The organism is Kitasatospora sp. NPDC094016 (genome assembly GCF_040304045.1).
Lineage (GTDB): Bacteria > Actinomycetota > Actinomycetes > Streptomycetales > Streptomycetaceae > Kitasatospora.
Map to the genome: position 1 here is coordinate 116,354 of NZ_JBEOUK010000016.1, position 11,333 is coordinate 127,686.

The window sequence follows — 11,333 nt, forward strand, 5'->3', positions numbered from 1 at the left end:
GTACAGAGAGGTAACGACGATGACCACGCAGTACCCGAACCACCTTCCCAGCGCCCTGGAGGTCGCGCCCGAGGCTCCGGACCGGAACCTCGCGCTCGAACTCGTCCGGGTCACCGAGGCGGCCGCCATGGCCGCCGGCCGGTGGGTCGGCCGTGGCGACAAGAACGGCGCGGACGGCGCCGCCGTCAAGGCGATGCGCACCCTCGTCTCGACCGTCTCGATGAACGGCGTGGTCGTCATCGGGGAGGGCGAGAAGGACGAAGCCCCGATGCTCTACAACGGCGAGCGGGTCGGCGACGGCACCGGCGCCGAGTGCGACGTCGCGGTCGACCCGGTCGACGGCACCACGCTCACCGCCAAGGGCATGAACAACGCCGTCGCCGTCCTGGCCGTCGCCGACCGCGGCACCATGTTCGACCCCAGCGCCGTGTTCTACATGGACAAGCTGGTGGCCGGCCCCGAGGCCGCCGAGTTCGTCGACATCACCGCCCCCGCGGCCGTCAACATCCGCCGGGTCGCCAAGGCCAAGGGCAGCGCCGTCGAGGACGTCACCGTCGTCGTCCTCGACCGCCCGCGCCACGACGGCCTGGTCCGGGAGATCCGCGAAGCGGGCGCCCGGATCAAGTTCATCTCCGACGGCGACGTGGCCGGCGCCATCATGGCCGCCCGCGAGGGCACCGGCGTCGACCTGCTGATGGGCATCGGCGGCACCCCCGAGGGCATCATCGCGGCCTGCGCCATGAAGTGCATGGGCGGCGTCATCCAGGGCCGGCTGTGGCCCAAGGACGACGCCGAGCGGCAGAAGGCCCTCGACGCCGGCCACGACCTGGACCGGGTGCTCACCACCGACGACCTGGTCAGCGGCGAGAACGTGTTCTTCGTCGCCACCGGCATCACCGACGGCGAGCTGCTGCGCGGCGTGCACTACCGCCAGGAGACCGCCACCACCAGTTCGCTGGTGATGCGTTCCAAGAGCGGCACGATCCGCGAGATCAACTCCGTCCACAAGCTGTCGAAGCTGCGGGCCTACAGCGCGATCGACTTCGACCGCGCCAACTGACACCGGGCGACCGCACCCGCGGCCTCGGCGGAATCCCCCTCCGCCGAGGCCGCGGCGCGTCCGGCCCGGGGCACACCCGGAGCCCCGTCAGCCCGCTATCCGCCGCTGCCCCGCGACCACCCGGGTCGCCTCGCGCAGCTCCGACTCCCGGCGGCGGCGACGGGCCAGCACCACCCGCCGCTCGGCGGCCGTCAGCCCGCCCCAGACCCCGTACGGCTCCGGCTGCGCCAGCGCGTGCTCGCGGCACTCCAGCAGCACCGGACACCGGGCGCACACCTGCTTCGCCTGCTCCTCGCGCGACAACCGGGCCGCCGTCGGCTCCTTCGAGGGCGCGAAGAACAGCCCCACCTCGTCCCGCCGGCAGGCCGCGCCGGTGTGCCAGGGGCTGTCCTCGCCCGAGGACGCGCCCTGGGCGGCGGTCTGGGGGCCCTGGCCGCCCGGGGGGTGCGGCTGCGGACTGCGCTCCAGCAACTGCGCGGCGGCGACGGGCGAGGTGGTGCGGGACTCGATCGGATGCAGCACGGCCGTACTCCTGACGAGACTCTCGGACACGGGGAAGCTCGCTCCCCTGCCCGGCTGCGAGCCCCCGCTGTCCAACCCCGAGTCGGCCGCTGGGCCGCCTCCGGTGCGCAGCCGTACAAGAAGCGATGTGCGGAAGGAACTACCCCGCCCGCCCGCGATTCATGCACACTGCACGCAATCGACTACGGAGCGCACCTGAGACAACGCGGAACGCCCGGCCGGGAGTTGACCCCCGACCGGGCGTTCGACCGCCAACCCCGGCTACTCGGTGCCGAGTTGCTTGCGCACCCACTCCTTGAGCTTCTTGCCCCGGCGCGGCTTGGCCTCGCAACCGCCGAACACCGCGACTCCCTTGACCCGGACCACCGGCGCGTACGGGTCCGCCGCCGTCTGCTCCTTGACGTCGAATCCGCCGAAGATGCCGACGCCGCCGCCGTGCAGGCTCACGTTCTCCGGCACCCGGATCTCGACGCCGCCGAACAGCGCCGTCACCTCGATCTCCACCTCGGGCGACTCGAACACGGCGTCGGTCAGGTCGATCTCCACCCCGCCGAACGCCGCGAACGCCTTCAGGTGCGACCCCACCCGCCAGCGGCCCTTGCGGGACGAGCCGCCGAAGATCGCCACCATCGACGGCGACTCCTGGCGCGCGGGCGGCAGCGCGGGCGTCACCGCACGCGGCGCCGGGGCCTCCAGCGGCGGCTTCTCGAACGACAGCGGCCGGTGGCCCGGCAGGTCCCTGGTCAGCGGCACCAGATCGCCGAAGGTCTTGGCGGCGTACGCGGCCCCGATCCGGTCCGCGTGCTCGTCCGCGTCCAGCCGGCCCTCGGCGTAGGCGTCCCGCAGCAGTTCCGCGATCCGCTCGCGGTCGGCGTCCGACACCCGCATCTCCGCCTGCGCCACGGGGGCGTGCGGCGGCTGGGTCTTCGGCTCGGGCAGTGGCCGGAGCTGCGGCTGCGGCTCGGGCCGGGTCTCGGGCTTGGTCATCGGTACGGGCGCCGGCACGGACGGCTGCCCCGGATCGTCCTGCGACGGCGAGTTGTCCACGGCGCAAGACTAGTCGCTCGTACGTGCGGCCGAGTGAGCCCGGTCACGCAGGCTGCCCTGTCCGCGAGCGACGCGGGGCCGGGTCCTACCCTTGAGGGTGCTTCGCCGACGCAGCCGGACCACGGAAACCTAAGGACCGCCCCCATGGCTCCCACGCCAGACTTCGAGTACAGCGACCTGCTCCCCCTGGGCGCTGACCCGACCCCGTACCGCAAGCTGACCTCCGAGGGTGTCTCCACCTTCGAGGCCGGCGGTCGCACCTTCCTCCAGGTCGAGCCCGAGGCGCTGCGGCTGCTCACCGCCGAGGCGATGCACGACATCTCGCACTACCTGCGCCCCGCCCACCTCGCCCAGCTGCGCCGCATCCTGGACGACCCGGAGGCCAGCCCGAACGACCGCTTCGTCGCGCTCGACCTGCTGAAGAACGTCAACATCTCGGCCGGCGGCATCCTGCCGATGTGCCAGGACACCGGCACCGCCATCGTCATGGGCAAGCGCGGCCAGAACGTGCTCACCGAGGGCGGCGACGAGTCGGCCATCGCGCGCGGCGTCTTCGACGCGTACACCAAGCTCAACCTGCGCTACTCCCAGATGGCCCCGGTGACCATGTGGGACGAGAAGAACACCGGCAACAACCTGCCGGCCCAGATCGAGCTGTACGCCACCGACGGCGGCGCGTACAAGTTCCTCTTCATGGCCAAGGGCGGCGGCTCCGCCAACAAGTCGTACCTGTACCAGGAGACCAAGGCCATCCTGAACGAGGCGAGCATGCTCTCGTTCCTGGAGCAGAAGATCCGCTCCCTCGGCACCGCCGCCTGCCCGCCGTACCACCTGGCGATCGTGATCGGCGGCACCAGCGCCGAGTTCGCGCTCAAGACCGCCAAGTACGCGTCCGCGCACTACCTGGACAACCTGCCGACCTCCGGCGACGCCAAGACCGGCCACGGCTTCCGCGACCTGGAGCTGGAGGCGAAGGTCACCGAGCTGACCCAGAAGATCGGCATCGGCGCCCAGTTCGGCGGCAAGTACTTCTGCCACGACGTGCGGGTCGTCCGCCTGCCGCGCCACGGCGCCTCGCTGCCGGTCGCCATGGCCGTCTCCTGCTCGGCCGACCGCCAGGCGCTCGGCAAGATCACCGCCGAGGGCGTCTTCCTGGAGCAGCTGGAGACCGACCCGGCCAAGTACCTGCCGGACACCACCGACGAGCACCTGGACGACGACGTCGTGCGCGTCGACCTCGACCAGCCGATGTCCGCGATCCGCGCCGAGCTGTCCAAGTACCCGGTCAAGACCCGGCTCTCGCTCACCGGCACCCTGGTCGTCGCCCGCGACATCGCCCACGCCAAGATCAAGGAGCGCCTGGACGCCGGCGAGGGCATGCCCAAGTACCTCCAGGACCACCCCGTCTACTACGCCGGCCCGGCCAAGACCCCCGAGGGCTACGCCTCCGGCTCCTTCGGCCCCACCACCGCCGGCCGGATGGACTCCTACGTCGACCAGTTCCAGGCCGCCGGCGGCTCCATGGTCATGCTCGCCAAGGGCAACCGCAGCAAGCAGGTCACCGACGCCTGCGCCGCCCACGGCGGCTTCTACCTCGGCTCCATCGGCGGCCCGGCCGCCCGTCTCGCCCAGGACTGCATCAAGAAGGTCGAGGTCCTGGAGTACGCCGAGCTCGGCATGGAGGCCGTCTGGCGCATCGAGGTCGAGGACTTCCCGGCCTTCATCGTGGTCGACGACAAGGGCAACGACTTCTTCCGCGAGACCACCGAGGGCCCGCTGATCACCAGCCTCCGGGTCCGCTCCAAGGAGTGACCACCCCGGTCTCCCCCCGGCCGCCCCGGCCGCGCCCGTCGCGACCGGGGCGGTTCCGCACGGACGCAATGCGGTGGCAGGTGGTACCCAGGACTCGTACCGTGGCGGTACCGAGAACCGGTACGGACATGGAGGCGCGGCGATGGCGATCAGTGCGAGCGAGGCACGCACCCAGCTCTTCCCGTTGATCAAGAAGGTCAATGACGACCACGCCCCGATAAGGATCACCTCCAGGAGCGGGGACGCGGTCCTCATGTCGGCCGAGGACTACGACGCGTGGCAGGAGACGATCTATCTCCTGCGCTCTCCCGCCAACGCCCAGCGGCTCATGGCGGCCGTCGCCCGCGACAAGGCCGGCCACCCCGGCGTCACCAGGACCCTGGAGGAGTTGAAAGCCCTGGCGGGTGAGGTGTGAGGAGTGTCCACTTCGACCCGGACGCCTGGGAGGACTTCCTGTTCCGGCTCGGATCGAACCGGAAGACGGCTCGGCGGATCACCCGCCTGGTCGGCGAGATCCAGCGCGACCCCTTCAGTGGGATCGGAAAGCCCGAGCCGCTGAAGGGCGACCTGGCCGGCTACTGGTCACGCCGGATGGACGACGAACACCGCCTCGTGTACCGGGCCGACGAGAAGGAAGTGATGATCCTCAAGGCCCGCTACCACTACCAGTAGCGACGCACCCCGCCCCGGCCGCGTTGCGCGCGCTCACGCGTCGAAGTCGTACTCCAGGACGTACGAGGCGGCGTCGAGGATCATCTCGTTGAGCTCGACGACCTGGCCGTCGTCGGCGAAGGCGGTGCGGCAGATCAGGATGACCGGGGTGCCCGCCGACAGCTCCAGGCGGGTGGCCTCCTCCGTGCCGGGCATCCGGGACCGGACCTCCTCGCGGAAGTGGACGGGCTTCGCGCCGATCTCGGCCAGCCGGGCGTAGGTGCCGCCCGGGCCGGTGTCCTCGCGGGTGATGGCCGTGCCGGCGACCAGGCCGGCCGGCAGGTAGGAGGTCGACAGCAGCACCGGCTTGCCGTCCAGCACGAAGCGGCGGTGCCGTACGCACATCGACGCGCCCGGATCCACGCCCAGCACCCGGGCGACGTGCTCCGGCGCGCCCCGTTCGGTGACGGACACCTGGTCGACCACCAGCAGGCGGTTGTCGATGTCCGCCGACCATATGGACCGGCCCGAGCCCCACTGCCCCTGCGCCAGCCGCTGGATCCCGCGCCGGCGCAGCGGCCGGAAGTCCCGGACGAAGACCCCCGCGCCCCGGCGCGCCTCGGCGATGCCCTCGCTCTGCAGCACGCCGAGCGCCTGGCGGGCGGTCATCCGGGCCACGCCGTACTCGTCCATGAGGTCGTTCTCGCCCGGCAGCCGGTCGCCCGCGCGGTAGCGGCCGTCGTCGATGGCCGCCTTCAGCGTGTCGGCGATCCGTTGGTACTTGGGCTGTTTGTCGCCACTGCTGCCGGTCATCGCCGCTCCCTCTCCCTCGGACAAATCGTAGGCGCGACCGCGGCCGACGGTAAGCGGCTACGACTGTTGACATCTCTAGAGATATTAGCTTCTCTAGAGATGCTGGGTAGTCGCCGAGCACCACACACACGGACAGCGACCAGGGCGCGGCCCCCCACGCGGAGCCGCACCCGCACCAGAACAGCGAGGAGCAGTGCGGTGAGCACCCGTCAGCGCGACTCCGCGGCCTACCGGCCGCACGTGGGTGAACTCGTCCTCGACCGGAGGACCGGACGCACCGGCATCTACATGGACACCATCGGCGGGGAGCACTACCTGCGCCCCGAGGGCGGCGGCCGCGAATGGACCGCCGAACCCGGACGGGTCTCGCCCGTTCCCGGGCCCCGAGATTCAGCCGAATACGATCTTCCGCGCTAATTGCGGCAAAAAGCACGCAAACAGCAGCATTCTCACCCGCAATCCCCCCGAGTGAATCCGGAATTCCGGAACGCCCCGCGCCCACCGTCGGGCACGTTACGGATATCACCCGTCACCATGAGTGCACCACGGGCGGGATTCGGCCACCAGGCGGGCACCGGTGCCGAATGGAGCACGCCCAAAACCCACAGCACCCCCGCGCCCGGACCGGGACACGGGGGCACGGGGCCTTCGGCCGGAGCGGCTTACGGGTGGCCGGAGATCATGCCTTCCGGCTCGTACCGCTTGCCCGGCCCGCCCGTGGCCGGCGCGACGGGCTCCACCACGTGCGCGGCCTCGTCCCCGAACAGGTCGTTCTCGATCGCCGCCTTCTGCGCGTCGGACGGCGCGGTGTACTCGGTCGTGTTCGAGGACGCGGCCACCGCGCCCTCGACAGCCTCGCCCGCCTCCACAGCGACGGCCGGGGCATCCGTCGTCGCCGCGTTCTCGGGCGCCGACGCCACCGGGGTCTCGCTCTGGTCATTGGCCATCGGGCGGCCGCCTTTCGGTCATCACATGTGTCTCGCCCGACCTCCGTGGCACGGGCGTGCGGACAGTATCGTAGGGTTGATTAAATGTCCGATAAACATCGTGCGGCTTGCGCTGCCGTCCGGCAGAGTCGGGCGTCCGCCTAAGCTGAAGCACCACGGCGGACCGCCGAGCGCCCTTTCACGGAATCGACACCACAGGCCATCGGGGGACTTTCATGGAGTTTCGGGAGACGCCGCAGACCCCTGCGCTGCGCTTCCAAGTCCTCGGTCCGGTCCAGGCCTGGCTCGACGGCAAGCCCCTTTCCCTCGGGTCCCCTCAGCAACAGGCGGTTCTGACCACCCTTCTGCTGCATTCCGGACGCCCGGTCACCACGCAGGACCTGGTCGACGCACTCTGGGGCGAGCGGCACCCGGCCCAGGCGGTGGCGGCACTGCGCACCTACGTCTCCCGCCTGCGCTCCGTCATCGAGCCCCGGCGGGAGGTGCGCCGGCCCTCCGAACTGCTGATCTCGGTCGCCGACGGCTATGCGCTGCGCATCCCCGGCGAGGCCCTCGACCTGACGGTCTTCGAACGGCTCTGCGCCGAGGCCGCGGCCGCCCGGGCCTCGGGCGACAAGCACGAGGCGCACCGGCTGCTGGCGCGGGCGCTGGACCTGTTCAGCGGCCGGCCGCTCACCGGCATCCCCGGCCCCTACGCCGACACCCAGCGGCTGCGGCTCGCCGAACGGCAGGTGGCCGCCGCCGAGGAGCTGTGCGCCGTCGCCCTCGACATCGGCCTGCACGCCGAGATCGTCGGCGAGCTGAACGGTCTGACGGCCGAACACCCGCTGCGCGAGCGCCTGAGCGAGCTGCTGATGCTGGCGCTGTACCGCTGCGGGCGCCAGGCCGAGGCGCTCGGCGTCTACACCGACACCCGCAAGCTGCTGATCGAGGAGCTCGGGGTCGAACCCGGAGCCGGCCTGTCCGCGATGCACGCCCGCATCCTGGCGGCGGACCCGACGCTCGCCCTCCCGGCCGCACCCGCCCCGGCGAGCCGCGAGGACGGTCCGGCCGCTCCCCCGGCGCCCGCCCAACTCCCGGCCGACGTATCGGACTTCAGCGGCCGCACCGACCTGGTGAGCGACCTCTCGACGGTCCTGATGAACGCCACCGGCCAGGCCGTGGTGGTGACTTCGCTGGCCGGCATCGGCGGGGTCGGGAAGACCACCCTCGCCGTCCACGTCGCCCACCGCGTCCGCGGCGAGTTCCCGGACGGGCAGCTGTACGTCGACCTGCGCGGCGCCGGCACCTCGCCGGCCGACCCGGTGGCCGTCCTGGGCGACTTCCTGCACGCGCTCGGCGTCACCGACAGCCCCGACTCGCTCGAACAGCGCGCCGCCCTCTACCGGTCGCTGCTCGCCAGCCGGCGGATGCTCATCCTGCTCGACAACGCGCGCGACGCCGAGCAGATCCGACCGCTGATCCCCGGCGTCTCCGGCTCCGCCGTGCTCGCCACCAGCCGCTCCCGGCTGGCCGGCATCCCGGGTGCGCAGTTGTTCGACGTCGAGGAACTGACCCCGAACGAAGCGCTGGCGCTGTTCTCGGCCATCGTCGGCGAGCAGCGGGTCGCCGCCGAACCGGAGGCGGCCATGCAGGTGGTCACCGCCTGCGGGTTCCTGCCGCTCGCCGTCCGCATCGCCGCCGCCCGGCTGGCCAGCCGCCCGCGCTGGAGCGTCTCCGACCTGGCCAGACGGTTAGCCGACCAGCGGCGGCGACTGGACGAACTCCAGCTCGGCAACCTCGCCGTGGAGACCACCATCGGACTCGGCTACGGGCAGCTCTCCACGGACGAGGCCCGTGCCTTTCGGCTGCTCGCCCTGATCGACTCCCCGGACATCCCGCTGCCGGCCGCCGCGGCGCTGCTCGGCTCGGACGAGTACACCGCCGAGGACCTCGCCGAGGCACTGGTCGAGGCGAACATGCTGGAGTGCTTCACCCCCGGCCGCTACCGCTACCACGACCTGCTCCGGCTCTACGCCCAGCGGCAGAACGAGCGGATCGGGGACACCACGGAGCAGGAGCGGGCGGTGCTGCGCCTGCTCGACCTGCTGATCCCGACCGTCCGCAACGCGGCCCAGGTGATCGAGCCCGACGACCAGCTCCCGGAACCGCTCAACCCCCTGGGCTCGTCCGGCCTGGATCTGCCGACGAGCCGGGACGCCCGGCAGTGGCTGCGGACGGAGATCACCTTCCTGCTCAGCGCCGTCGAGGCGGCCGTGCGAGGACCGGACTTCGTGCTGCGCCCGGCCGTCGACCTGCTGATCGTCCTGAACAGCCTGGTCAGGGATCCCACGCACGGCTCGCGGATGCGCCGGTTCCTCGTGACCGCCGAGCACAACGCCGCCGCCTACGGAGACGCTGCCGCCCTGGCCCGGGTGCACTTCGCCTTCGGCACGCTGCAGTCGATCACCAATGACTTCCAGGGCGCCGAACAGTCGCTCCGCAAGAGCCTGAGCCTCCAGCGCTCCGACGACATGACGATCCTGCGGTCGGCGGCGAGCAACGACCTGGGGATCATCCTCAGCCTGACGAACCGCCCCGCCGAAGCCATCCCGCTCTTCGAGCAGGCCCTCGGCATCAGCCGGGTGGTCCGCGTTCCGATCAACGAGGCCCGGCTGCTCGGCAACATGGCGCGGGCGCAGCTCAAGCTGGGAGACACCGAGACCGCCGTCCGCTCGGTCATCGAGGCGGTGGCGACGGCCCGGATGTCGAGGAACGGCCCCTGCCTCGCCGACACCCTGTACCAGACCGGTGTGGTGCTCGCCTCCACCGACGAGCCGAGGGCGGCGGTGGACTACCTGCGAGAGGCTCACCAGCTGTTCCAGGCCCAGCAGAATCCACTCTGGGAGGGCTACACCCTCGCCCGCCTGGCCTCCGCGCTGCTCGCCGCCGGACAGCACGCCGAGGCGGCCGAGGCGGCCGACGAGTCGCTCGTGATCGCCCAGGAACTGGACTCCGCCTACTGCCAGGGCCTCGCGAACGCCACCCTCGGCGAGGCGCTGCTCGCGCTGGCGCAGCCCGCGCGCGGGCTCGCCTGCCTGCGCGAGGCGCACGCGATCTTCACGCGGCTCGGTGTGCCGGAGGCCTCCCCCGTGGCGGACCTCATCTCCCAACAGCACACCGAGCCTCCCCCATCTTCCCCAGCGCCGTAGGTCTCCGCCCCCCGGCAGAGCCCCCACCCCCGTTGTGCGCGTCGGCGCCCCCGCAGCCCCCCGGCTGCGGGAGCGCCCTCAACGCTTCCCCGGCGCTGGACTCCACTCTGCACTCCGGCGATTGACGTTCGATAAACGCCCGACGGCCCGCCCTCGCCCCGGCGAAACCGCAGGTCATCCGTTCCGCCACGGCGCGCCAGGCGGCGCGCGGAGCCCGCGCGCACCACCCCAGCCCGCACCGTCGTGCTTCCGCAACCCCGTCCACACCGGCCCAAGCATGACGAGTTGGCTGGAAAGGGACCCCATGGCACAGAGATCACGCATATTCTCAGATGCCAGTACACACACGAGTGTCTGCCGGCAACGTGTGGGCCGGCGAGGCAGGACGGGCGCCGGGGCGGACGGCATCCCGCTCCCGTGCGGCCGCGTGCAGCCGGCCGGAGGCCACGGGTGGAAGGGTGCCTCTCAATCGTGACGACCGGACAGATATCCGACTCGTTCCCCGTCGACGAGGACGCGGGAGACGACGAGCCAGACGTGCGGCGGCGCCGGGCGGCGCGTGCCCTGCAAGCCGTCGCCTTCGACACCATCGGCGCCGGGTACAGCGAGGCGTTCCCCGCCAAGGACGGGCAGCTGGCCTGCGGACGGCAGCTGCTGGCCGAGCTCGAACCCGGCGCGCGGGTGCTGGACGTGGGCTGCGGCACCGGGGACCCGACCGTACGGCAGCTGGTCGCGGGCGGGCTGCGGGTGACCGGGATAGACCTCTCGGACGTGATGCTCTCGCTGGCCCGGCAGGCCCGGTTCCCGGGCGAACACCCGCCGGAGTTCCATCGGATCGACCTGTTCGATCTGGCCACCGAGCGCGCCGGGCAGGTCTGGAACGCCCCCGGGCTGGGGCCGCTGGGCAAGGACGGGTTCGCCGCCGTCACCGCGTTCTTCTCGCTGATCCTGCTGCCGCAGGACGAGATCCCGACCGTGCTCGCGCGGCTGCGCGAACTCCTCCGGCCGGGCGGACTGCTGGCGCTCGGTATGGTCGAGGCGGATCTGGATCACGTTCCGCTTCCGTTCCTTGGCAGAGAGCTGCGGATCAGTGGGTATCTGAGGGAGGATCTGGAGCGGGTTCTCGTCACGGCGGGCTTCGCCGTCGAGGAGTGCTCGGGGCATCCGTACGCGCCGGCCAGCACCACGCTGCCGCCGGAGGAACAGCTGTTCCTGTGCTGTCGACGCGTCGGCTGACCCACCGCACGGCAGCAGGGCCCGCCAGCAGGACACCGCAGACCACCACAGAGA

Annotated in this window: 11 protein-coding genes; 7 read left to right on the forward strand and 4 right to left on the reverse strand. The window is 71.6% G+C overall.

Annotated features, from left to right (window positions below; translation table 11 throughout):
- Positions 1 to 19 precede the first annotated feature (19 nt).
- On the forward strand, positions 20 to 1,060 hold the full coding sequence (gene glpX, locus ABT015_RS17705; RefSeq protein ID WP_063347979.1) for a class II fructose-bisphosphatase: 1,041 nt from the start codon (positions 20 to 22) through the stop codon (positions 1,058 to 1,060).
- 87 nt (positions 1,061 to 1,147) lie between these two features.
- Here glpX and ABT015_RS17710 read toward each other — a convergent pair whose 3' ends face one another.
- Together ABT015_RS17710 and ABT015_RS17715 are read right to left on the reverse strand one after the other, a co-directional pair.
- Complete coding sequence (locus ABT015_RS17710) at positions 1,148 to 1,531, reverse strand: WhiB family transcriptional regulator (RefSeq protein ID WP_371522692.1); 384 nt, start codon at positions 1,529 to 1,531, stop codon at positions 1,148 to 1,150.
- 312 nt (positions 1,532 to 1,843) lie between these two features.
- On the reverse strand, positions 1,844 to 2,629 hold the full coding sequence (locus ABT015_RS17715) for a DUF1707 SHOCT-like domain-containing protein (RefSeq protein WP_350879950.1): 786 nt from the start codon (positions 2,627 to 2,629) through the stop codon (positions 1,844 to 1,846).
- Between the two features lie 144 nt (positions 2,630 to 2,773).
- Between ABT015_RS17715 and ABT015_RS17720 the strand changes: the two genes are divergently transcribed.
- The 3 genes from ABT015_RS17720 (at position 2,774) to ABT015_RS17730 (ending at position 5,113) form a co-directional block, all read left to right on the forward strand.
- Entirely contained in the window at positions 2,774 to 4,441 is a 1,668-nt protein-coding gene (locus tag ABT015_RS17720; protein WP_063347981.1) for a fumarate hydratase, read from the forward strand.
- A 142-nt stretch (positions 4,442 to 4,583) separates the two neighbouring features.
- Positions 4,584 to 4,856: a type II toxin-antitoxin system Phd/YefM family antitoxin gene (locus ABT015_RS17725; RefSeq protein WP_350879951.1), complete on the forward strand. Its 273-nt coding sequence runs from the start codon at positions 4,584 to 4,586 to the stop codon at positions 4,854 to 4,856.
- Positions 4,853 to 5,113, forward strand: a complete 261-nt coding sequence (locus tag ABT015_RS17730; RefSeq protein WP_350879952.1) for a Txe/YoeB family addiction module toxin — start codon at positions 4,853 to 4,855, stop codon at positions 5,111 to 5,113. The genes ABT015_RS17725 and ABT015_RS17730 overlap by 4 nt, the downstream gene beginning before the upstream one ends.
- Positions 5,114 to 5,146: 33 nt before the next feature.
- On the opposite strand, the gene ABT015_RS17735 is transcribed toward ABT015_RS17730, so the two are convergent.
- Positions 5,147 to 5,905, reverse strand: a complete 759-nt coding sequence (locus tag ABT015_RS17735) for a GntR family transcriptional regulator (protein ID WP_350879953.1) — start codon at positions 5,903 to 5,905, stop codon at positions 5,147 to 5,149.
- Positions 5,906 to 6,103: 198 nt separating this feature from the next.
- On the opposite strand from ABT015_RS17735, the gene ABT015_RS17740 reads away from it, so the two are divergent.
- Entirely contained in the window at positions 6,104 to 6,322 is a 219-nt protein-coding gene (locus tag ABT015_RS17740; RefSeq protein WP_350879954.1) for a hypothetical protein, read from the forward strand.
- Positions 6,323 to 6,567: 245 nt separating this feature from the next.
- Here ABT015_RS17740 and ABT015_RS17745 read toward each other — a convergent pair whose 3' ends face one another.
- The gene (locus ABT015_RS17745) at positions 6,568 to 6,852 is read right to left on the reverse strand and encodes a hypothetical protein (RefSeq protein ID WP_350879955.1); all 285 of its coding nucleotides are present in this window, start codon (positions 6,850 to 6,852) and stop codon (positions 6,568 to 6,570) included.
- A 215-nt stretch (positions 6,853 to 7,067) separates the two neighbouring features.
- Here ABT015_RS17745 and ABT015_RS17750 point away from each other — a divergent pair, with 215 nt between their 5' ends.
- Together ABT015_RS17750 and ABT015_RS17755 are read left to right on the forward strand one after the other, a co-directional pair.
- Positions 7,068 to 10,043 carry an AfsR/SARP family transcriptional regulator gene (locus ABT015_RS17750; RefSeq protein WP_350879956.1) on the forward strand — a complete coding sequence of 992 codons (2,976 nt, stop codon included), beginning with the start codon at positions 7,068 to 7,070 and terminating at the stop codon, positions 10,041 to 10,043.
- A gap of 471 nt (positions 10,044 to 10,514) precedes the next feature.
- A complete protein-coding gene (locus ABT015_RS17755) occupies positions 10,515 to 11,279 on the forward strand; it encodes a class I SAM-dependent methyltransferase (RefSeq protein ID WP_350879957.1) in 765 nt (254 codons plus the stop codon).
- Positions 11,280 to 11,333 lie beyond the last annotated feature (54 nt).